Annotated in this window: 19 protein-coding genes; 13 read left to right on the top strand and 6 right to left on the bottom strand. The window is 66.1% G+C overall.

The annotated features are described in order from the left end of the window. Positions 1–39 precede the first annotated feature (39 nt). Positions 40–1,110, bottom strand: coding sequence for a Zn-dependent alcohol dehydrogenase (locus AC6CID_RS13250; protein WP_160874613.1), 1,071 nt, complete (start codon positions 1,108–1,110; stop codon positions 40–42). Positions 1,111–1,543: 433 nt separating this feature from the next. Between AC6CID_RS13250 and AC6CID_RS13245 the strand changes: the two genes are divergently transcribed. The 13 genes from AC6CID_RS13245 (at position 1,544) to AC6CID_RS13185 (ending at position 16,530) form a co-directional block, all read left to right on the top strand. Further along, positions 1,544–2,581, top strand: a complete 1,038-nt coding sequence (locus AC6CID_RS13245; RefSeq protein WP_277370485.1) for a Rieske 2Fe-2S domain-containing protein — start codon at positions 1,544–1,546, stop codon at positions 2,579–2,581. Continuing rightward, entirely contained in the window at positions 2,578–3,735 is a 1,158-nt protein-coding gene (locus AC6CID_RS13240; RefSeq protein WP_277370484.1) for an acyl-CoA dehydrogenase family protein, read from the top strand. The genes AC6CID_RS13245 and AC6CID_RS13240 overlap by 4 nt, the downstream gene beginning before the upstream one ends. Before the next feature lie 9 nt (positions 3,736–3,744). Beyond that, positions 3,745–4,827 (top strand): acyl-CoA dehydrogenase family protein, encoded by a 1,083-nt coding sequence (locus tag AC6CID_RS13235; RefSeq protein ID WP_498354058.1) that lies wholly within the window; start codon positions 3,745–3,747, stop codon positions 4,825–4,827. Further along, a complete protein-coding gene (locus AC6CID_RS13230; protein WP_268654786.1) occupies positions 4,824–5,627 on the top strand; it encodes an enoyl-CoA hydratase in 804 nt (267 codons plus the stop codon). The genes AC6CID_RS13235 and AC6CID_RS13230 overlap by 4 nt, the downstream gene beginning before the upstream one ends. Next, positions 5,624–7,198 (top strand): class I adenylate-forming enzyme family protein, encoded by a 1,575-nt coding sequence (locus AC6CID_RS13225; RefSeq protein ID WP_498354057.1) that lies wholly within the window; start codon positions 5,624–5,626, stop codon positions 7,196–7,198. Before AC6CID_RS13230 ends, AC6CID_RS13225 begins: the two co-directional genes overlap by 4 nt. A 45-nt stretch (positions 7,199–7,243) precedes the next feature. Beyond that, positions 7,244–9,142, top strand: coding sequence for a flavin-containing monooxygenase (locus AC6CID_RS13220; protein WP_268654784.1), 1,899 nt, complete (start codon positions 7,244–7,246; stop codon positions 9,140–9,142). A gap of 16 nt (positions 9,143–9,158) precedes the next feature. Further along, positions 9,159–10,079, top strand: coding sequence for a TIGR03619 family F420-dependent LLM class oxidoreductase (locus AC6CID_RS13215; RefSeq protein ID WP_277370481.1), 921 nt, complete (start codon positions 9,159–9,161; stop codon positions 10,077–10,079). Positions 10,080–10,430: 351 nt separating this feature from the next. Then, positions 10,431–11,324, top strand: coding sequence for a cyclase family protein (locus AC6CID_RS13210; protein WP_498354056.1), 894 nt, complete (start codon positions 10,431–10,433; stop codon positions 11,322–11,324). A 31-nt stretch (positions 11,325–11,355) separates the two neighbouring features. Further along, a complete protein-coding gene (locus tag AC6CID_RS13205; protein ID WP_465862709.1) occupies positions 11,356–11,823 on the top strand; it encodes a VOC family protein in 468 nt (155 codons plus the stop codon). Positions 11,824–11,940: 117 nt separating this feature from the next. Beyond that, positions 11,941–13,782, top strand: a complete 1,842-nt coding sequence (locus AC6CID_RS13200) for a flavin-containing monooxygenase (RefSeq protein WP_268654782.1) — start codon at positions 11,941–11,943, stop codon at positions 13,780–13,782. A gap of 92 nt (positions 13,783–13,874) precedes the next feature. Then, positions 13,875–14,669, top strand: a complete 795-nt coding sequence (locus tag AC6CID_RS13195) for a hypothetical protein (RefSeq protein ID WP_268654781.1) — start codon at positions 13,875–13,877, stop codon at positions 14,667–14,669. Between the two features lie 5 nt (positions 14,670–14,674). Further along, positions 14,675–15,607 carry an NAD-dependent epimerase/dehydratase family protein gene (locus AC6CID_RS13190; protein ID WP_465862712.1) on the top strand — a complete coding sequence of 311 codons (933 nt, stop codon included), beginning with the start codon at positions 14,675–14,677 and terminating at the stop codon, positions 15,605–15,607. 50 nt (positions 15,608–15,657) lie between these two features. Beyond that, complete coding sequence (locus AC6CID_RS13185) at positions 15,658–16,530, top strand: alpha/beta hydrolase fold domain-containing protein (RefSeq protein WP_268654779.1); 873 nt, start codon at positions 15,658–15,660, stop codon at positions 16,528–16,530. Positions 16,531–16,639: 109 nt separating this feature from the next. On the opposite strand, the gene AC6CID_RS13180 is transcribed toward AC6CID_RS13185, so the two are convergent. From AC6CID_RS13180 to AC6CID_RS13160, 5 genes are all read right to left on the bottom strand, one after another. Next, complete coding sequence (locus AC6CID_RS13180) at positions 16,640–17,302, bottom strand: TetR/AcrR family transcriptional regulator (protein ID WP_159417299.1); 663 nt, start codon at positions 17,300–17,302, stop codon at positions 16,640–16,642. 78 nt (positions 17,303–17,380) lie between these two features. Further along, positions 17,381–18,529, bottom strand: a complete 1,149-nt coding sequence (locus AC6CID_RS13175; protein ID WP_498354055.1) for an acyl-CoA dehydrogenase family protein — start codon at positions 18,527–18,529, stop codon at positions 17,381–17,383. Then, a complete protein-coding gene (locus AC6CID_RS13170) occupies positions 18,526–20,196 on the bottom strand; it encodes a class I adenylate-forming enzyme family protein (RefSeq protein WP_465862721.1) in 1,671 nt (556 codons plus the stop codon). The genes AC6CID_RS13175 and AC6CID_RS13170 overlap by 4 nt, the downstream gene beginning before the upstream one ends. 26 nt (positions 20,197–20,222) lie before the next feature. After that, positions 20,223–20,954, bottom strand: coding sequence for an SDR family NAD(P)-dependent oxidoreductase (locus AC6CID_RS13165; RefSeq protein WP_465862723.1), 732 nt, complete (start codon positions 20,952–20,954; stop codon positions 20,223–20,225). A gap of 31 nt (positions 20,955–20,985) precedes the next feature. Continuing rightward, positions 20,986–21,780, bottom strand: a complete 795-nt coding sequence (locus tag AC6CID_RS13160; RefSeq protein ID WP_016694125.1) for an enoyl-CoA hydratase-related protein — start codon at positions 21,778–21,780, stop codon at positions 20,986–20,988. Positions 21,781–21,907 lie beyond the last annotated feature (127 nt).

Here is a 21,907-nt window from a genome sequence, read left to right as displayed (position 1 = left end):
CCGAAGGGATCGTCCGCCTGTTCCGTCGAGAGGGCGTTGTCAGGACGGCATCAGCAGCACACCGCGGTCGAGCCTTCCGTTACGGGCGTCGTCCACGAGGGACTCGAAGCTCTCCAGCTCGTAGGTCTTGGTGACGAGCTCGTCGAGGAGGAGTCGGCCGGACCGGTACATCTCCACGTACTTCGGGATGTCCGCGCCCGGGCGTGAGGAGCCGTAGCGACATCCCAGTACCGAGCGGTCCATGTAGAAGGTGGTGGCCGGTACCGACAACTTGGCCTCGGGCCCGGCGACACCGAGCATGATCAGCTGCCCGCCCCAGTCGAGCATCTCCATCGCCTGGCTGGTGATGGCCTCCCCGCCGACGCAGTCGAAGACATGGGTGGCGCCGCCGTCGGTGAGATCCCGGATCGCGGCGACGGTGTCGCCGGCGGTCGCGTCGACGAAGTGGGTGGCGCCGAACAGGGTGGTCTTCGGCTCCTTGTCGGGGTTCGTGTCGATGGCGACGATCGTCGTGGCCCCGGCGATGCGGGCGGCCTGGATGACGTTGAGACCGATGCCGCCGGCTCCGATGACGACCACCGAGTCGCCGGGAGCGACACGGGCACGGTTGAACACCGCTCCGGCGCCGGTGAGCACCGCGCAGCCGATCAGGCACGCCGTCGACAGCGGGACCTCCTTCGAGATCGGCACTGCCTGTCCGGCCTTGACGACGATGCGCTCGGTGAAGGTCGACAACGCTGCGTAGTTGTGGATCGGGGTGCCGTCGAGTTCGAAGGGGGTCTCTCGATTGCCGAACGAAGCGCGGCACATCGTGGGGCGTCCGGAGGTGCATGCGGCGCACTGACCGCAGGTCGCCAGGGTCGACAGCACGACGTGGTCGCCGACGGCGGGAGTGCTCACACCCGGTCCGACGGCCTCGACGATACCGGCGCCCTCGTGCCCGAGGATGACGGGTGTGGGGAAGGGGATCTTGCCGTTGACGACGCTCAGGTCGCTCTGGCACAGGCCGCTCGCGACGATGCGGACCTGAACTTCACCGGGGCCGGGATCGCGGACGGTGACACCGTCGACCAGCTTGTTGACGGTGCCGTCGAAGACGATGGCTTTCAATTCTCGACCTCGCTGTCAATGTGAACCCACCCGGGCGGTGCGAGGACACGCAGCGGGATGCGGGCGGGAAACGAAGGGGTGGTGGGAAATCCGGGGCCACCGAAGTGGCACCTGTATCGATGTCGGTGATGCTATGGCCGGCGGGTCCGACCGTCAAGCGTGGCGTCGATGCCGCCTTCATCTGGCGAAACAAGGCGAAGTCCTCAGCATGTTGACGTAAACGTAGCCAATGGCTACAGTGATGCCAGTCACGGCATGTGGTTGCAGTGGCCCCGGCTACTGAGCGGAGGATGCTCTGCCGGAGACCGGTGAACGGGCGTGCCCACGCATGCCTGTCGAGTGCGATCCGTGAAAGCCCTCGTCGTGGAAAGTCTTCTGCGCAGGTGCCGAAAGTGCCTCTGTTGCAACAGTTCAGGAGGATGAAGTGTCGCCCATGGCGTTATCGATGAAGCCGACGGGGTGGTTCCAGATCGGTTGGTCCGCCGACCTCGAGATCGGCGATGTGAAGCCGCTGCGTTACTTCGGTCAGGATCTCGTCGCCTATCGCACCCAGAGCGGTCGCCTGGTGGTTCTGAACGCATACTGCGAGCACCTCGGCGCCCACATGGGCCACGGTGGCACGGTGGCCGGCGACGACATCCAATGTCCCTTCCACGGCTGGCAGTGGAGCCCGGAAGGTCGCAACACCTGCATCCCGTACCAGAAGGCCACGAACCGGGTTCGCAGGATCGGTACCTGGTCGACCGTCGAGCGCGACGGGATCATGTACATCTGGCACGACGTCGAGGGACGCGACCCCCTGTACGACGTGCCCAGCATCTTCGACCTCTTTCCGAACTGCGGTTCGGCGAGCGACTACCACGAGCCGGGGGAGGCCGGCCGCTTCGAATCGGCCGAGTTGCCGATCCACCCGCAGTACGCCGCAGAGAACGGCGTCGACTTCGCGCACTTCAAGTACGTCCACCGCGCCGACGAGATCCCGACCGTCGTCCACCGCGAGTTCGGCGAGTACGACTTCAAGACCGAACTGGCGCTGAACTTCAAGCGTCGCGGCGCCGACGGGGCATTCGAACTCGTCGAGGGCCGGACCAGGGCGTCGCTCCTCGGTCTGGGACTGGGCTTCTCGTACGCCGACGGCGTCGGCGCCATCTGCTCGTTGACCGCGGTGACCCCCGTCGACGACGAGCGCTCGATCGTGCGCTTCTCCGCGTGGGCGAGCAAGGAGGACGGCCAGGGCGACGCGCGAGTGGCGAAGCGACAGCGCAATGCCATCGGCCAGCTCGAGGCCGACATCGCGATATGGGAACACCAGCGCTACACCGAACCGCCGGGCCTGGCGACCGCCGAGGCCGCAGGTTTCCGCGACATCCGCCAGTGGGCTCGCCGCTTCTACCCCGAAGGCCACCTCGGCCACGGCGCCGCCGAGCAGACCGCAGGCACCGACGAATTCCAGGTGGACAACGGCTCATGAGACCGACACTGACAGCAGAACACGAGGCCTGGCGCGCCGAGATCCGCGAGTTCCTCGACGCCGAGTTGCCGAAAGAGCATGCTTTCAATCCCGAATTCGACGACGCCCCCGAACAGTGGGCGATCGCCGTCGAATTCAGCAAGAAGATCGCCGCCAAGGGATGGATCGGCCTGACCTGGCCGAAGGAGTACGGCGGCAAGGGGTTGACCCCGATCTTCAATCAGATCTTCCTCGAGGAGCTGTACGCGGCCGACGCGCCGCTGATCAACTCTGTCGGCATCTTCCTTGCCGCCGGCACCATCCTGGTGGGTGGCACCGAGGAACAGAAGAAGCGGCTGCTGCCCGACATCGCCAACATGCGCACCCTCTGGGCCGAGGGCCTGACCGAACCAGGTGCCGGTTCCGACCTCGGCTCCCTGCGGACCAAGGCCGTCAAGGACGGCGACGACTGGGTCATCACCGGCGAGAAGGCATTCACCTCCTGGGGACCGATGTCGGACGTGCTGTACGTGGCCGCCCGCACCGACCCCGAGGCGAGCCTGAGCGCCGGCGTCAGCATCTTCGTCGTCGACCTGAACAGCCCCGGCGTCACCCTGCACCCGATGCGCAACTACGGCGGCGGCGTCCAGTCCAGCACCTTCCTCGACCACGTTCGCGTGCCGGCGTCCTCGCTGATCGGTGAGGAGGGCAAGGGCTGGCAGTACATCATGCGTGCCTTCTACGCGTCGGGAACCGTCGAACCGATCTACGCGATGCAGGAAGCGCGGCTGCGCGACCTGCTCGAGTACTGCAAGGCGATCCCCGGCAAGCTCGACGACCCGCACGTGAAGGCCGACCTGGCCGAACTCGCCGGCATCGTCCAGACCCAGCGTCTGCTCGCCTACGAGATCATCGGCGACAACGCGCACGGTCGCCAGACCCCATGGGGCGGTGGCGTCCAGCAGGTCGCCGCCAAGGAGTACGAACCGTTGTTCGCGCAGATCTACGACCGGGTGCTCGGCCCGACCAGCCAGCTGCGGTCGGGATCGTCGTACGCCCCCCTCAACGGAAAGCCCGAGGCGTGGTACCGGCAGTCCTTCGCCAACCACGCCGGAGGAACGTCCCAACTCAAGCGGATGGTGCTCGCGACGCGGGGCCTCGGCCTGCCCCGATAGGAGCTGAAGATGGAATTGGCATGGGGCGAGGACTTCGCTGCCCTCGCAGATGTGAGCAAGTCGGTGTTCGCGCGGTACTCGCCGCTCGAGGACCGATCCAACACGGTTCCGTTCGCGGACCAGGTCGTGCAGTTCGCCGAACTCGGCTGGCTGCAGCTCGGTGACCCGACCGGCGCCGACGCCGACAGCCCGTCGCTCGCGACGATCGCCGGCATCTTCGTCGAGGCGGGACGGACGCTGGCCGCCACTCCGCTGCTCGAACTGACGATGTCCCGCGACACCGCGCTGGTGATCGGCACCGACGAGGCGACTGGCCTCGCCAAGCGCATCGGCAACGGTAAGGTCGTGGTGGTCCCGGTATTCCCGTCTCCCGAGTGGGGTTCGGCGGTGACCTACGAGAACGGCACGCTCGACGGGGTCGCGCTGGCCGTGGACCACGCGGGCGACGCCGACAGCTTCCTCGTGTACGCACCCGGTGCGGAAAGCGTTGTGGCCGTGGTGGAGGCGAGCTTCGCAACCGCTGTCGAGGCGATGCCGAACATGGGCGGGTACCCGATGTTCGCGGTGACCTTCGACAAGGTGCCGGTGGCCGACGGTGCCGTGCTGGCCCGCGGCGCCGACGCCGACCGTGCCGTCGAGGTCGCAGAGCAGCGCGCAGCGGTGTTGCGCGCGGCACAGCTCTACGGCGCCGGACTGAAGCTGCTCGACATCACCGTGCTGTACGCGCAGCAGCGGCACCAGTTCGGTGGTCCGATCGGACGCTTCCAGGCGGTGCAGTACCTGTGCACCGACCTCGCGATTGCTGCGCACTTCACCTCGGTGCACGCCCGGTCGGCGGCTACCGCCCTCGACGCCGGTCTCGATGTGCAGCCGCACATCGGTCTGATGCGCAAGCAGGCGGCGAGGGCCGCGCAGGAGGTCGTCCACTCGGCGCACGAGGTCCACGCCGGCATCGGATACATGATCGAGTCGAACGTGCACCTGTTCACCGACGCCGCCAAGCGCTGGCAGTTCGATTTCGGTTCTGCCGCACGCAACGACGCGGATATCGTCGATGCTCTCGACCGCATCTACACCGGGACCGGCCGATGAGCTACATCGACTACCGCGTCGACGACGCCGTCGCCGTCATCAGCCTGAACCGTCCGGACCAGCACAACGCGCAGGACGCATCGCTGTTGCAGGACCTCGACGCCCGCTGGCAGGAGGCCGCCCGCGACGACGACGTCAAGGTGATCGTCGTGCGTGCCAACGGCGACAACTTCTCCGCCGGCCACGACCTGAAGACCGTGGCCCCGGGATACTTCAAGGAGGGTAAGACGACCCTCGAGAGCGCCTACGGGTGGGAGACCGAACACTACCTCGGTTTCTCCCGCAAGTGGCGCGACGTGCCGAAGCCGTCGATCGCGGCGGTCCAGGGTGCCTGCGTCGCAGGGGCTCTCAACGTCATCTGGCCCTGCGACCTGATCGTCGCGGCCGACAACACCTATTTCAGCGACCCCGTCGTGAAGTTCGGTGTCGGTGGCGTCGAATACCACGTGCACACTTGGGAACTCGGTGCCCGTCGCGCCAAGGAGATGCTGTTCACCGCCCGGAAGCTCACCGCGGCCGAGGCGTTCGACGCCGGCATGGTGAACCGCGTCGTCCCGCTCGACGAACTCGACACGCAGACCATGGACCTCGCGCGGGAGATCGCGCAGATGGACCCGTGGGGACTGGCCACCGCCAAGCGTGCCGTCAATCAGACCCTCGACATCATGGGTCAGCAGGCAGCCCTGCAGTCGGCCTTCGACATCCACTGGCACGGGCACGCGAATGCCCTGTTGCGCACCGGATATCCGCTCCTGACGCCCGGCCCGCTTTCCTCGAAGACGAAGGAGGAGAACTCGTGAACTCGGACATCGCGCCGAACGACGCAGTCTCCCTGTGGGATCTGCTGGCCCTGCGGGCCGAGACCACCGGCGACGCCGTCGCCCTCATCGACGAGCACGATCGCCGCATGACCTTCGCCGAGGTCGTCTCCGTGGCCGAACGCGTCGCGGCCGGCCTGCTGGCCCGCGGGATCGAACCCGGCTCCACGGTGAGCTGGCAGCTGCCCACCCGCATCGAGACCGTCGTGCTCAGCCTGGCGCTGTCGCGTCTCGGCGTGACCCAGAACCCGATCATCCCGCTCTACCGGGCACGCGAGGTCGGGGCGATGGTCGCCCAGTGCGAGTCGGAATGGCTGATCACCCTGGGAGAGTTCCGCGGCTTCGACCACGGCGCCATGGCCGAGGAGCTGCGTGCGGCGAGCGGTGACCGCCTGAACCTGCTGATCGTCTCCTCCGAGCTGCCCGACGGCGACCCGACCGGCCTTCCCCCCGCGCCGGTCGGCCGGGACGAGGTGCGCTGGATCTACACGACCTCCGGAACGACGTCGGCGCCCAAGGGTGTCTGCCACACGGACGGCACACTCATCGCAGGCGGCGTCTCCCTGGCCGATGCGATCGGTGCTTCGGCCGAGGACGTCGGCACCATCTTCTTCCCGTACGCGCACATCGGCGGCCCCGACCTGCTGATCGCCTCGCTGACCACCGGCATGTCACTGACGCTCATGGAGGTCTACGAGCCGCGTGCCGCCGTGGACCTGATGCGTCGTGCGGGCGTGACCATCACCGGTGGCTCGACCCCGCACTACGCCCTGCTGCTCGAGGAACAGCGGAAGGATCCGGGCACGCGGGTGGTTCCTACCCTGCGCATGCTGGCCGGTGGCGGAGCGCCCATGCCGGAGAAGTTGTTTCGGGACGTACTCGCCGAGGTGGGCATCCCGATCCTGCACGCCTACGGGATGACCGAGTGCCCGATGATCACCTCGGCCCGGATGAGCGACAGCATCGAGCAACTGGCCACCACCTCCGGACGCCCCGTTCTGGGCTGCGAGGTGCAGATCCGTACCGAGGAGGACGACGTGCTGCCCACCGGCGAGGTGGGTCGAGTGTGGCTGCGGGGCCCGATGCTGTTCAAGGAGTACCGCGCCGACGGCGAGATCATCCGTCCCTTCGATGCCGACGGCTGGATGTTCACCGGCGACACCGGAAAGCTCGAGGAGGAGGGTCACCTGGTCCTCGTCGGTCGGGAGAAGGACCTGATCATCCGCAAGGGAGAATCGATCAGCCCCACCGAGATCGAAGAGGTGCTCGCGGCGCATTCCGCGGTCGCGGACGTCGCCGTCATCGGCCTGCCCGACGACCGGTCGGGTGAGCGCATCTGCGCTGTACTGCAACTGCACGACGGTGCAGCCGATCTCGACGTCGACGACATCCGTACGTACTGCCGGGAGGCCGGTATCTCGCCGGCGAAGTTCCCCGAGGACGTCGTGATCGTCTCGGAGATGCCGAAGACCCCGACGATGAAGATCCGCAAGCAGCACCTCCGGCAGTCCGTCATCGACCAGCGGGCACTGTCCGGCGCGGCCGTCGACTGACACGGCCCCCGTGCCCGCCCCCGAATCCGAGAATTGGAAGTTCCCATGCCAGGACGTAGCTTCATAGAGCGCGCCGTCGAGTGCGCCGACACCAATGCGTTGCGGATGGCGCTGTACCAGGCGACCCGCGACGCGGAGATCGCCGCGATCACCCCCGAACGCGTCTTCGGCCCGACGACGGACGCGATCGTGTTCTCCGACGAGGACACCGCGCTCATCCGGGCGAAGGCCGTCGAATACCTGCTCTCGGAGCCGGACGAGTCGGCGCTGCCGGTCCCGTCGCGGGACGAGATCGTCGAGCTGCTCGAGATGGCGGAAGCCCGCACTCTCGGACCCGACGATCTGATCATGCGGCACAAGCTCCCGGCCTTCTCCGATCTGCCCTATCAGGCACAATGGCACGGGGAGAAGGTGATTCCGGAGGGCTACCACGTCGCGATCGTCGGTGCCGGCTTCGCCGGTATCGCCATGGGTGTGCAGCTGGCGAATCTCGGCGTCCCGTTCACGATCTACGAGCGTCGCGTCGAGGTCGGCGGGGTGTGGAGCATCAACACCTATCCCGACGTACGCGTCGACACGGTGAGCTTCACCTACGAGTACGCCTTCGAGAAGAAGTACCCGTGGACCGAGTATTTCGCCCGACAGTCCGACGTGCGCGCGTACATCGACCACGTGGCGCACAAGTACGGTGTGTACGAGCACATCCGGTTCGGCTCCGACATCACCCAAGCCCGCTTCGACGAACCGACGCAGCGCTGGACACTGACCGTGCAGGGCGAGGAGTCCGTCACCGAGGTCGAGGCGAACGTTGTCGTCGCCGCCAGCGGTGTGTTCGCGACGCCGCGTGAACTCTCGGTGGAGGGAGTCTCCGACTTCACCGGTCAGATCGTGCACACCGCCCGGTGGAACGAGGACGTCGAGTACGCCGGCAAGAAGGTCGCCGTGATCGGCAACGGCTCGACGGGTGTGCAGTTGCTGTCGAAGATCGCCGAGAAGGCCGAATCCGTGACGGTGTATCAGCGCACACCGCAGTGGATCTCGCCGCGAACCAATTACGGCGTGCCGATCTCCGACGAACTGCAGTGGCTGATCCAGAAGATGCCGTTCTATTGGAACTGGAACAAGTACGTCGCCGGCCTGGCCACCATCGACCTGCGCAACGTGCTCATGCCGGACGCGGAGTGGATCGCGAACGGGGGGCAGATCAGCAAGCGCAACGACATGCTGCGCGAGATCCTGGTCGGCTACATTTCGGCACAGGTCGACGGCCGACAGGATCTCATCGACAAGCTGGTCCCGGACTACCCGCCGATGACGAGACGTCCGGTGGTCGACAACAACTGGTACGCCTCTCTGACCAGAAACAACGTCGAACTCGTCACGACCCCTATCGCGCGGATGACCGACACGGCGATCGTCACCTCCGACGGGGAGGCCCGCGAGACGGAACTCGTCATCGCCGCGGTCGGTTTCCAGACCGAGAAGTACATCTGGCCGACACAGTACTTCGGCCTCGGAGGTGTGACCCTCGAGGACGTGTGGACCGCGCAGGGTGCGCAGGCGCACCTCGGCATGACGGTGCCCGGCTTCCCGAACATGTTCATGCTGTACGGCCCCAACTCGCAGCCGGTGGCCAGCGGTGCGGGTCTGCCGGTGTGGTTCGAGGTCTGGACCGGCTACATCGCCGAGTGCATCGTGGGGATGCTCGAGAAGGGCCGGGCGTCGATGGTCATCCGCAAGGACGCCTTCGACGAGTACAACGAGCAGTTGCACGAAGAGGCCAAGAAGCTCATCTACCTGATGCCGAACTCGGCGATGGAGAAGAACTACTACGTCAACGAGTTCGGTCGGCTGCAGATGAACGCGCCGTGGAACGGCGAGAAGTACTACGAGCTGTGCGAGAAGCCGGACGAGTCGCACTACGACTTCACCGACGCGCAGTAACGCACTCTCCTCCGAAGTGAAGTTCACTCTGGAGTATCCCGGCGACGTCGCGGGTGCGGAGCCCTGCTTCCGCGAGGGCGCCGTGCTCGCCCGGATCGCCAGGGGCGCAGAGGATCACGGTTTCGAGGCACTGTGTCTCGCCGATCATCCGGCACCGTCTGCGAAGTGGTTCGACGCCGGCGGACACGACAGCTTCGAGCCTGCGGTTGCGCTGGCGTATGCGGCTGCGGCCACCACGTCGCTGAAGTTGATGACCAACCTCTACGTGTTGCCCTTCCGCAATCCGTATCTCGCCGCCAAGGCGTTGACGACCTTGGATCTGCTGTCCGGGGGACGCCTGGTCGTCGGGGTAGGGGCGGGATACCTGCGGTCGGAGTTCGCAGCACTGGGCGTGAACTTCGACGACCGCGCCGCACTGTTCGACGAAGCGATCGACGCCCTGCGCCGTATCTGGATGTCGCCGTCCACGCCGGTGACCGGCGACGGTTTCGGCGGGACGGGACAGATGCGTCTGTACGGTCCTGTGCAGCAACCGCATCCACCGCTGTGGATCGGTGGGAACAGTCGTGCGGCGATCCGGCGGGTGGTGACGGCGGGGGAGGGGTGGTGCCCGGTCGTCGGGTCCGAGGAGATGACCTCCTCCGTTCGGACGGCATCGATGACGGGCGTCGACGGCCTGCGTCGCGCCGTGGGGCGCGTGCGGGACGAACTGCTCCGTGCCGGCCGGGACCCGGCGCAGATCTCGATCCAGGTGGAGGCTCCACCGGTCGATGTCACCGACTCCCACTCCGTGATGCGGTTCGTCGAACGCTCCGACGAATTGGCGAAGGTCGGTGTCACGCACCTGTGTGTGCATGCCGACGCCAGATCGGTCGAAGCCGCGTCGGAATTCGTCGCGGGATTCGGAGAGCAGATCCTCCGGCCGCTGGCGGGTTGACGCCGGTCGTCCCCCCCGGCAGGTCCGACGTGCTCACACCGATCCGACATTGTCAACGGAAAGATTCCACCGCACGAAACCGTCGGGTTCCTAAATGCTCACCTGCCGTCGCGATTTCGCGGGCCCGCCCGCCGAGGTGATCGGTATTTTCCGGACCGGATCGAAGGCAATCGAAAATTCGGCGGAGTTGTTGACGCAAACGTAGCCGATGGCTACAGTGAGTCCGGTCACAAGTCGTACGGATAGATGTCGTCGTTCACGAATCCGATTCGCTCGTCGTCCGGCATATCCCGAAAACGACCGACAACCACCCCTGCACCTCGTTACCGAGGACCTGATGTTGAGGAGTCGATGTTGAGCACGCGTAAGTCGAACTGGGGCCGTTGGGGCGAAGCGGACGAGCTGGGCGCCCTCAACCACCTCACGCCGGAGCGGGTCCTCGCCGCCCTCCGCCTGCCCAAGACGGGCAAGACCTACAGTCTCAGCATTCCGATCCAGCGATCGGGCGTGCCGAACCTCGAATACCGCGGCATCCCGCAGCGCCTCACCCTCACCAACCATCAGGACGAGGCGATGGCCCTCGCCAACGGTGGTGTCCCCGGCGTCGGTGCCAACGAGGACCAGCTCGTCATGCCGTCGCACACCTCGACGCACATGGACGCGCTGTGCCATGTGTACTCCGAGAACAAGATCTACAACGGCTACCCCGCCGACCAGGTCACCCCGTACTCGGGTGCGGCCAAGTGCAGCATCGACAAGGTCGGCGGCATCGCCGGCCGCGGCGTCCTCATCGACGTCGCGGCGTCGAAGGGTGTCGACCTGCTCGAGCCCGGCTACGTCATCACCGTCGACGACCTGCAGAAGGCGTTGGACGACCAGGGTGTCGAACTGCAGACCGGCGACCTGGTGCTCATCCGCACCGGATGGCTCGAGGACTACCTGGTCAACCAGGGCGAGATGATGCCGCAGCCGGGCATCGGCCTCGAAGCTGCCGCCTTCCTCGCCGAGAAGGACGTCGCGCTGGTCGGTTCCGACAACGCCGCGATCGAGCCCATCCCCTTCGACCAGGACGTCTACCTCGGTGGACACATCATCCTGCTCGTCGAGCACGGCATCTACCTGGTCGAGAACATGAACCTCGCGGAACTCGCCGCAGACCGGTGCTACGAGTTCCTGCTGACCATCGGCGCGCTGAAGATCACCGGCGGCACGGCGAGCCCGGTCACCCCCGTCGCCGTCGGCTGACCGAACCCCCTCACACGAACAGGACCCCCGGATGACTGCGAACACCGAAGCTGCCGTACACACCTACCGCACCTCCCACGTCGGACTGTGTGTCTCCGATCTCGCCAAGAGTCTTCGCTTCTACTGCGACGGAATGGGTTTCACCAAGATCATGGAATACGACATCGACGAGCAGATCCCCGAAGTGGATGCACCGTGCAGCCTCACCTCGTCCTTCCTGGAGAAAGACGGCCTGCGCATCGAACTGCTGTCCTACCGGCAGCCCGGCGTGATCGGCACCCCTCCCACCCGGCGTAACCATCTGGGCATGACCCACCTGTCGTTCTTCGCGGACGACATCGACGCCGCAGCCGACGCGCTGTGCGAATTCGGCGGCACCCTGGTGCCGGAGACCCGCGCCGGTCTGAGCGATCCGACCGCACCGCAGTTCGTGTTCGTCGCCGACCCCGACGGCAACCGCGTCGAGCTCATGCACATCCCTGCCGGTACCCCCTGGTGACCGGACCTGCGCCGGATCACGGCTTCCCCTCGATACATCGCTGAATGCGTCACGGCCGACGAACCTCCTCCATCGCCGGACCGCACATCCCGACGTAGTCACGACCAAAGGACTTTCATGACCGCCCCCGACACCACACGCGATCCACACCTCTGGGAACCCAAGCGCAAGGTCGACGACCTCGAATGGTTCCGCAATAAGTACGCCGAAGAGCGCGACAAGCGCCTGCCGCTCACCGGCGCGGACAAGGTCCAGGCCATCGATTTCGAAGGCAAGTTCGCCTCCTTCGATGCCGACCCCTACGTCGACGGACCGCGCACCACGGCCCCCGAGACCGCCGAGCTCGACATGCTCGTCATAGGCGCCGGATTCATGGGTATCAGCACTGCCATCGAGCTGAAGAAGATCGGCGTCACGAACTTCAAAATTCTTGATGTCGCAGGTGATTTCGGCGGCGCCTGGTACTGGAATCGCTATCCGGGCGTGCGCTGCGACGTCGAGTCGTACATCTACCTGCCGTACCTCGAGGAGACGGGCTACGTCCCCACCGAGCGGTACACCCGCGGCAGTGAGATCTTCGAGTACACCAAGTCGCTGTGCCGGCAGTTCGGTCTGTACGAGCACGCCCTGTTCCAGACCCGGGTCACCGAGATGGAATGGGACGAGGACACCGCGCGGTGGACGGTGCGTACGGACGGCGGCGACGAATTCCGCGCGCGCTTCGTCTCCACCCAGAGCGGCTTGTTCAGCCGCCCCCAGTTGCCCCGCATCCCCGGCATCGAGACCTTCGCCGGCCACAGCTTCCACACCAGCCGCTGGGACTACGAATACACCGGCGGCGACATCACCGGAAACCTGACCGGGCTCCGCGACAAGCGCGTTGCCATCATCGGCACCGGCGCCACCGGCATCCAGGCCATCCCGCACCTGGCCGAGCATGCCAGGTCGCTGGTCGTCTTCCAGCGCACGCCCACTCAGATCGCACCCCGCGAGAACGCACCGACCGATGTCGAATGGTTCAAGGCCCTGCCGGCGGGGTGGCAGAAGGAGCGTCGTGTCTCCTTCGACAAGTGCGCGATGGACCGCGCCACGGCCGACTGCGACGTCGACGACGGCTGGATCAAGTTCGCGAAGTACCAGCTGCGCGCCATCTACGAGGCCGGGGGTATGGAACCGACCCTCGAGCAGTACATGGACGCGATGGAGCGCTCGGACTACGAGTGGAACGAGATGCTCCGCGACCGGGTCGACGCCATCGTCAAGGATCCGGCGAAGGCCGAGAAGCTGAAGACCTACTACCGCACCATGTGCAAGCGACCGGGCTTCAGCGACGACTTCCTCCCGGTCTTCAACAAGGACTCGGTCGACATCGTCGACACTGCCGAGACCCCGATCGACCGCATCACCGAGAAGGGGATCGTAGTCGGCGACCGCGAATACGAAGTCGACCTCATCATCTACGCGACAGGCTTCCAGCAGGCCCGAGCCTGGACCGACAAGGCCGGTTACGACGTGCTCGGCCGCAACGGCAACCGGCTGTCGAAGAAGTTCGCCGACGGTGTCAGCACCTACCACGGCTTCCTGAGCAAGGATTTCCCGAACCTGTTCTTCCTGGGCTTCACCCAGTCCACCCAGGTCTCGAACATCTCCAACCTCATCGACAATCAGGCCCGGCACATGGTCTACATGGTCGGGAAGTGCCTGAACGAGGACATCCGGGCCATCGAGCCGACCGTCGAGGCCGAGGCCGGCTGGAACGCGACCATCGCCGAACACGCGGAGATGCGCCGGGACTGGAACGCGACCTGCACCCCCGGCCAGTACAACAACGAAGGCCGTCTCGACGACAAGCGCAGCACCCTTGTCGGCGGCCTGTACGGTCCCGGCTACGAGTACTTCGATCTGCTGCGCAAGTGGCGCGAGGACGACAGGTTCGACGGCATCGAGATCACCCGCTGAATCCTCGGCACACCGGCAGAAATCGCGCAGACCGCGGGCAGCCGACCTTTCCGGCTGCCCGCGTGTCCGGTTCACGAAAGTAGGAGAAAGTAATGACGTTGACTCCGGTGCGACTCGGTTACGCACTGTTCACCATGGTGGATCCGTCGCGCGGCCACGAAGTCGAGTACAACCGCTGGTACGAACGCGACCACCGTTACTCGGGCTGCATGGTCGGTCCGGGTTGGTTCGCCGGTAGCCGTTGGGTCGCCACGAAGGCTCTGAAGGACCTGCGCTTCCCCGAGACCGGACCGGTTGCGACCAGGACCGAGGACGGTTCGTATCTGGCGATCTACTGGGTTCACGAGCCCGATGCGGAGGTCGCCGACGCCTGGGCCCAGAAGCAGGTCGGTGAACTCTACGCTGCCGGACGCGGTTTCGCCGAGCGTGAGCACGTCCACACCGGCCAGTACCTGCCGGACTCGACCATCTCGGCACACGAGGACGGTGTCCCGCTCGAGCTCGCACACGATCATCACTACGGCGGACTCGTCACCGTCATGATCGAGCCGGCCGAGGGCGTCGACCGCGCGTCCGCGCTGGACACCATCAACAGCGGTCCGGTCGACAAGCTCCTCGCCACCGGTGCCGTCGATCTCGTGAGCAACTGGCGTATGAAGCCCTGGCCCGCCGACCACAACGTACCGATGAAGATGGGCAACGACGGCGGATCCACCGAGCGCATCCTGCAGATGTGCTTCCTCGAGGGCAATCCCGCCGAGAGCTGGCAGCACATCGTCGACTACGCCGAGAACATCGAGAACTCGGGTGCCGGTCACGTCACCTTCGCCTCGCCGTTCATCCCGACCGTGGTCGGTACGGACAAGTACACCGACGAATTGTGGTGAGATCCGTGTTGAGCGGTGAGAAGATCCTGGTGACCGGCGTGACCGGTCAGATCGCGTTCCCGATCGCGAAGACACTCGCGGCCGAGAACGAGGTGTGGGGACTGGCGCGGTACAGCCGTCCCGACGACCGGCAGCGGGTGATCGACGTGGGAATCGTCCCGGTCACCTGCGATCTCGGCAACGGTGAGTTCGACGGTGTACCGGACGATTTCACGTACGTCGTGCATCTGGCAGCGAGCCTGGCTCCGGGATGGGACTACGACGCCGCGATCCGCGCCAACGCGGAAGGCACCGGACTTCTCCTGCAGCACTGCCGATCCGCCAAGGGCGCCCTCGTGATGTCGACCCATTCGGTCTACCGCCCGCAGGACGACCCGATGTACGTGTTCACCGAGCAGTCGCCGCTGGGGGAGTGCAACAGCACCCACACCCCGACCTACTCGATGTCGAAGATCAGCCAGGAGGCCACCGCGCGCTTCGCCGCACGCGCCTTCGGCATCCCGGTGACGATCGCTCGGATGAACGCCTCGTACGGCCCCAACGGGGGACTGCCGGCCATGCACGTCGACGCCGTCGCCGACGGCCGGCCGATCACCACCCGCTGGGATCCGTGCATGTACAGCCCGATCTACGAGGACGACATCAACACCCAGGTCGGTGCTCTGCTCGAGGCGGCGTCCACACCTGCGCTCATCGTCAACTGGGGAGGCGACGAACCGGTGAGCGTGCAGGAGTGGGCGGCGTACGCAGGCGAGTTGATGGGGGTGGAGCCCGTCGTCGACGTGGCTCCGATCGAGGGAACGCTGCGCGGATCCATCGCGGACACCACGCTGCGTGCCTCCATCACCGGGCCGTGCACGGTGGATTGGCGTGAGGGCATCCGTCGCACCATCGCCGCTCGCCATCCGGACAAGCTCGTCGAGACCGCCCGCTCGTGAGCATCCTTTCGTAGAACACCACTGTTTGTAGACACCACAGGGGAGATGACATGCCGACAGTGCACGATGCGCTGCCCGCCGAGCGGACCGGTACGCCGGCGAGCCCGCAGCTGCTGGAACGCCGCGCGATGTTCGCCGCGACCGAGATCGACCCCGCGCTCGGGGTCACGGCGGGCGATGCGGAATTCGCGGGTGTGCCGTGCCGGACCGTCCGGGCCGGCGACCGGGCCACCATCCTCTATCTGCACGGGGGCGGATACCGGATGGGCAGCCCGGAGGCGTACAACGCCTACGCGGCGAAGATCGCGGCCGGCGCCGAGGCCACTGTCGTCCTGCCGCGGTACCGGCTCGCGCCGGAGAACCCGTTCCCGGCCGGTCTGCGCGACGCCCTCGCGGTCTACGAGGCACTCACCGCCGAGGCGGAGGGACCGATCGTCCTCGCCGGTGACTCGGCGGGAGCCGGTCTCGCCGCCGCGGTGATCGTCGCGGCGAAGGCGAGTGGTCTGCGCACTCCCGACGGGTTGATGCTGTTGTCGCCGTGGCTCGACCTGCACTGCTCGTCGCCGTTCTACGAAACCGCGCCCGACGTCTTCTTCCCGCTGGCGACGGCGGAGTCGGCGCGCGAGGACTACCTGCAGGGTGCCCCTGCAAGCGACCCGCTGGCCTCGCCGTTGCTGGCCGACCACACGGGATTCCCGCCCACGCTGATCCAGGTCGGCGGCAACGAGGCGCTGGTCGGTGACGCGCTCGGCCTGGCCGAATCGCTCGCGAACGTGAACGTCACCTGCACGCTGGAAGTTGTTGCGGAACAAGGGCACACGTGGCCGTTGATCCAGCCCGAGCACAGCGTCTCCGTCGCGTCGATCGAGTCGTGTGCCCGATTCGTCCGGGCGTGTGCAGACGAGTCCGGATCGGCTCGCTGACTCGGCCCTTACCGACCCCGACAGCGGAGCGCGAATCGGTCATCGGAGCGCGTAAGAGCGCGCTCCGATGACCGATTCGCGCTCCGCTGTCCGCGGTCGAGGGTGGTGATTACCGGAGGAAGTGCGCGTACTCCCCGCGCCGCGCCGCTTTCAGGGTCGTGTTGAGCACCAGCCGGGTCTGGAGCCGGATGTAGTCGTCGAGGGTGTAGATGGCTCCGAAGTGCCAGTGCTTGAGCGCCCACCCGTGGGCGAGGAGCAAGATGTCGAACACCATCAGATCGACGTCGATGGGCTCCATGATTCCGGCGGCGATGCCGTCGTCGAGGGCGGAGCGCAGCGGCGCCGACGTCTCGACCTCCAGTTCCTTGATCCGGGCGCGACCTGCAGCGTCGAGCGTGCGGCTCTCCCGGTAGGTGAGGACGGTGGCATCGAGGTTCTCGTCGACGATCTCGATGTAGCGGCGGATGCCGGCGGCAAGCCGTTCGACCGGGTCGTCGCCGGCGGCCTCCATCGCAGGTTCGATCTGGTCGCGGAAGGTGTCGAGGATCGAGACGATGGTGGCGAGGAGGATTTCCTCCTTGCCGCCGAAGTACTTGTAGATCAGTCCGACGCTGACACCGGCCTCGTCGGCCAGCGCCTGCATCGACATCTGGTGGAAACCGGTGCGCTGCATGACCTGCACGGCGGCGTCGAGGACCTGCTTGCGGCGGGAACTGGTACGAACTGCCCGCACGGCCTCTTCCACGGGAAGTGCATCGTGGTCGGTGGTCATAGGGGCTCCTCGTCGCTTTTCGGTCCGATTCACAGTACCGAGTGCTCAGCGGTGTGAATCGTGCAGCTGGGACGGTCGTCAGATCCCGAGATCCTTCGCGACGATCGTCTTCATGATCTCGGTGGTTCCGCCGTAGATCGTCTGGATGCGGGCGTCGACGAAAGCGCGTGCGACGCCGTATTCGCGCATGTAGCCGTAGCCGCCGTGCAGTTGCAGGCACCGATCGGCGACACGCACCTGCAGTTCGGTGGCCCACCACTTCAGACGGGCGGCGCGGGCCGCGGTGAGCTGCCCGGCCACGTGCTCGGCGATGCAGTCGTCGAGATAGGTGCGGGCGATGTCGAGCTCGGTGGCCAGCTCGGCGAGCACGAACTGGGTGTTCTGGAAGCTCGACACCGGCTTCCCGAACGCCTTCCGCTCGCGGACGTAGTCGAGGGTCTGCGCAAGGACGCCCTCGGCGGCGGCGACCGCACCGATCGACAGCGACAACCGTTCCTGCGGGAGGTTGTACACCAGTTGGTAGAAGCCGCGGCCTTCGTCGCCGAGACGGTTCGCGACCGGCACCCGCATGTCAGTGAACGTCAGCTCGCTGGTGTCCTGGGCGTGCAGACCGATCTTCTCGAGATTGCGTCCGCGGGAGAAGCCGGGGGTGTCGGCCTCGACGACCAGCAGCGTCAATCCCTTGTGCGGGTCGTCGGAGGTGCGGGTCGCGACGACGAACAGGTCGCCGTTCTGACCGTTGGAGATGAACGTCTTGGCTCCGTTGACGACGTAGTGGTCGCCGTCGCGCACCGCGGAGGTGCGGATACCGGTGAGGTCGCTGCCGGTGCCGGGTTCGGTCATGGCGATGCCCAGCACGGTCTCGCCACTGACGACGCCGGGCAGCCACCGTGCCTTCTGTTCGTCGGTGGTCAACTCGGTCAGGTAGGGCAGCACCACGTCGTTCTGCAGGGAGAACGCGATGCCGGCCGCGGCGTTGCCCGCTCGGTTGACCTCCTCGATGAGGATGGCGTTGTAGCGGAAATCGTCGACGCCGGGTCCGCCGTACTTCTCGTCGACGGAGAAGGCGAGCAGTCCGAGCTTGCCGGCTTCGGTGAACAACGACCGGTCGAGGCAGCTCGCGTGCTCCCAGTCCTCGTGCACGGGCGTGATCTTGTCGCGGACGAAGTCGCGAGCGACCTCCCGGAACTGCTGGTGCTCGGTCTCGTATTCGAGGCGTGCGTTCATCGTGTGATCCTCGAGTCGGTGGGTGCGGTGAACAACCCTGCGGCGAATTCGTCGGCTGCCGTTCGGGTTGCCTTGTAGTGCAGTTTCTTTCCGGTGGCCGAAACCGGCAGTGACTCGACAAAGCGATATGCCCGCGGTCGCTTGAAGGTCGACAGCAGCGGGTGCTCGCGACAATGCGCGTCGAGGACGTCCGCCGTGACGTCCGGGCTGCCGGCGACGATGTACGCGACGACGATGCGTCCCCACCGGTCGTCGGGTACGCCGACGACGAGGCAGTCGGACACACCCGGATGCGAGTTGAGCGCTTCCTCGACCTGCACCGGATGGACGTTCTCACCACCGCAGACGAGCATGTCGTCCTTGCGTCCGACGATGGTGACGAACTCTCCGGTGTCCCACGTGGCGAGGTCGCCGATGTGCAGCCACCCGTTGTTGAACTTGGCCTTCTCCTGGTCGGGGGAGTCGAAGTAGGCGTTCGAACCCTTGGGGGAGCGGACGATCACTTCTCCGACCTCTTCGTCGTCCTTGGCGACGACGTCGTCGTGGTGGGCGAGTCGGTCCTCGTAGATGTGGACCACGCGCACGTCGTCGTCGGTGCAGGCCCGACCCGCGGTGCCGGCATGTTCGGGCAGATCGGTGGGGCGCAGAAAGGTGTTCCAGAACCCTTCGGTGCTGCCGTAGCCGTTGAAGATCCGTGGGTTGAGGACCTGCTGGTATCGCAGTGCCGCTTCGCGTTCGAGTGGCGCACCCATCGTGACGATGCCGCGCAGCGACGACAGGTCGCGCGGACGGGCCTCCTGTGCGGCGGCGAGCATCGCGAGGTTGGTGGGTGCTCCGATGAGGAAGGTGAGGCCGTGCTCGGCGACGAGGTCGAGGACGCGGTCGGCGTCGAAGATGCGCAGCGGCACCACTTCTCCGCCGATGTAGAAGACCGGATTGGGCCCTCCGGAGTACAGGCCGCCGCGGTGGAACCACGGCGTCATGTTGAGCGTCTTGTCCTCAGGGCTGAGCGGGAAATGCATGATGACGTCGTGCGCGCTGAAGATCTCGATCATGCTGTTGAGCGGCACACCCTTCGGCATACCGGTGGTGCCCGAGGTGTAGAGGCGAGTGGTCTCGTCCCACACCGTCCGGTGCAGCGGCGGGAGCGCGACCCGATCGGCCACCAGGTGCCGGTACCGCACAACGGTGGCGCCGGGAACGGAGACCGGATCGCCGGCGCCCACCGCGACGATCACCTTCGGTGTGTGCGCCGAGCGTTCCAGCGCCTCCGTCACCATCGGAGTGAGCTCGGTGTCGTAGACGAAGACCGTGGGTACGGACTTGTCGAGGATGAACGATGTTTCGCCGGAGGCGAGCCGGAAGTTGATCGGCGAACCCACCGCGCCGACGGCCTGGGTGGCGAGATACAGCTCGGCGAACTCGACGCTGTTGAACAGCTGATAGGCGACGACATCCCCTGCCTGCACACCCGCATCGGCCAGACCCGTGGCGACTCGGTCGACGCGCTCGCCGAGTTCGGCGTAGGTCAGCCGAGTTCCCGTGTCGGGATCGGTGATGGCAACGCGGTTCCCGTACCGTCCCAGGTTGCGCCGGAAGCCGTTGAGATACGTGAAGTCGTTCTCGAAGTACTCCCGGTAGGCCCGGGCGTTGTACGACGCGCTCATGATTCGATCTCCCCTGAGGATGTCGGTCAGCCGGCCATGGTGAGGCCGCCGCTGACGCTGATCACCTGGCCCGTGATGAACGATGCGGACTCGGATGCGAAGAACAGGACGGGTGCGGCGACCTCTTCGGGTCGCGCGAGCCGCCGGAACGGAATGGTCTTGATGAGAGCAGCTTTGAGTTTCTCTTCCTGGGCCTGGAACAGCGGGGTGTCGGTGGGGCCGGGGCACACGCAGTTGACGTTGATGTTGTGCCGGGCCATCTCGCGGGCGAGCGACTTGGTGAGGGCGATGACGCCGCCCTTCGCACCCGCGTAGATGGATTCGCCGGAGCTGCCGACGCGACCTGCATCGCTGGCGAGGTTGATCACGCGACCGCCGTTTCCGGCGTCGATGATGCCGGGCAGGAAAGCGCTGCAGATGTTCACCGGGCCGAGATAATTGATCGCGACGACCTTCTGGGCGAACTCCGGTGTGGCGTTCAGGAACTGGTCGGTGCGGTCCCAGCCGGCGGCGTTGACGATCACGTTGGGCACGCCCACTTCGGCATGGGTGCGGTCGCGGAGCTCGTCGACCTGGGCGCGGTCCGAGATGTCGACCGGCAGTGCCGTGATCAGCTGGGGGTACTCCTTGGCGGTGGCTTCGGCGGCTGCGAGGTCGAGATCGGCGGCGACGACGCGATCACCCTGCGCGGCGAAACCGAGAGCGATGGCCTTGCCGATTCCGGATCCGGCGCCGGTGACCAGTGCGATGTTGCTCATGGGATGTCCTTACGGGTCTGGGGAACTCGGGTCAGGCCTTGACGTACTTCGCGAAGTCGGCAGGACGCTTCTCCGCGAACGCCTTCGCTCCTTCGAGTCCTTCGTCGGACTTGCCGAACAGGTCGAGTGCCGACATCGCGAGGTTGCTCAGGCCGGCCTGGTGGTCGGTGTCGGCGTTGAAGGACTGCTTGAGGAACTTGATGGCCGTGGGGCTCTTCTCTGCGATCTCGGCGGCGACGGCCTTGGCCTCGTCGAGCAGCTTGTCCTGTGGGACAACCCAGTTGACGAGGCCCCAGCGCTCGGCTGTGGCGGCATCGTACTGGCGGCACAGGTACCAGATCTCTCGTGCACGCTTCTCGCCGACGACACGGGCGAGGAAGGCCGAACCGAAACCGGCGTCGAACGAGCCCACCTTGGGTCCGGCCTGGCCGAATCGGGCGTTCTCCGACGCGATCGTGAGGTCGCACAGCACGTGCAGGACGTGCCCGCCGCCGACGGCGACACCGTTGACGGCGGCGATGACCGGCTTGGGGATGTCGCGGATGAGCTTGTGGAGGTAGCCGATCTCGAACATGCCGCTCTCGGTGGGGCCGTAGTCGCCGGTCTCGGCGCGCTGCTTGACGTCGCCACCGGTGCAGAAGGCCTTCTCGCCGGCGCCGGTGAGGATGATGGCCGAGACGCGGCTGTCGGCCCAGGCCGAGCGGAACGCCTTGATCAGTTCTTCGACGGTCTTGCCTCGGAAGGCGTTGTATCGCTCGGGTCGGTTGATCGTGATGATCCCGGCTGCGCCGTCGATCTCGTAGGTGATGTCTTCGAAGTCGGTCATGGGATCCCCTTCATCGCTTCAGGTAGGAGCCTGATCGAACAGCCATTCCCCGCGAGTGAATGACTATTCATTTCTCATGAAGCTACATTCACGAATGGGGTGTGTCAACCGTCACATGGAGACGCCA

The sequence above is a fragment of the Rhodococcus sp. GQ147 genome (assembly GCF_059759155.1).
Note: the sequence above shows the minus strand (reverse complement) of the source record. Positions and strands in the feature narration are given on the sequence as shown.

Bases quoted from the DNA above. Each gene is read 5' to 3' on its own strand.
- AC6CID_RS13245 (WP_277370485.1), top strand. From the start codon at position 1,544: ATGGCGTTATCGATGAAGCCGACGGGGTGGTTCCAGATCGGTTGGTCC.
- AC6CID_RS13240 (WP_277370484.1), top strand. From the start codon at position 2,578: ATGAGACCGACACTGACAGCAGAACACGAGGCCTGGCGCGCCGAGATC.
- AC6CID_RS13235 (WP_498354058.1), top strand. From the start codon at position 3,745: ATGGAATTGGCATGGGGCGAGGACTTCGCTGCCCTCGCAGATGTGAGC.
- AC6CID_RS13230 (WP_268654786.1), top strand. From the start codon at position 4,824: ATGAGCTACATCGACTACCGCGTCGACGACGCCGTCGCCGTCATCAGC.
- AC6CID_RS13220 (WP_268654784.1), top strand. From the start codon at position 7,244: ATGCCAGGACGTAGCTTCATAGAGCGCGCCGTCGAGTGCGCCGACACC.
- AC6CID_RS13210 (WP_498354056.1), top strand. From the start codon at position 10,431: ATGTTGAGCACGCGTAAGTCGAACTGGGGCCGTTGGGGCGAAGCGGAC.
- AC6CID_RS13205 (WP_465862709.1), top strand. From the start codon at position 11,356: ATGACTGCGAACACCGAAGCTGCCGTACACACCTACCGCACCTCCCAC.
- AC6CID_RS13200 (WP_268654782.1), top strand. From the start codon at position 11,941: ATGACCGCCCCCGACACCACACGCGATCCACACCTCTGGGAACCCAAG.
- AC6CID_RS13195 (WP_268654781.1), top strand. From the start codon at position 13,875: ATGACGTTGACTCCGGTGCGACTCGGTTACGCACTGTTCACCATGGTG.
- AC6CID_RS13185 (WP_268654779.1), top strand. From the start codon at position 15,658: ATGCCGACAGTGCACGATGCGCTGCCCGCCGAGCGGACCGGTACGCCG.
- AC6CID_RS13180 (WP_159417299.1), bottom strand. From the start codon at position 17,302: ATGACCACCGACCACGATGCACTTCCCGTGGAAGAGGCCGTGCGGGCA.
- AC6CID_RS13175 (WP_498354055.1), bottom strand. From the start codon at position 18,529: ATGAACGCACGCCTCGAATACGAGACCGAGCACCAGCAGTTCCGGGAG.
- AC6CID_RS13170 (WP_465862721.1), bottom strand. From the start codon at position 20,196: ATGAGCGCGTCGTACAACGCCCGGGCCTACCGGGAGTACTTCGAGAAC.
- AC6CID_RS13165 (WP_465862723.1), bottom strand. From the start codon at position 20,954: ATGAGCAACATCGCACTGGTCACCGGCGCCGGATCCGGAATCGGCAAG.
- AC6CID_RS13160 (WP_016694125.1), bottom strand. From the start codon at position 21,780: ATGACCGACTTCGAAGACATCACCTACGAGATCGACGGCGCAGCCGGG.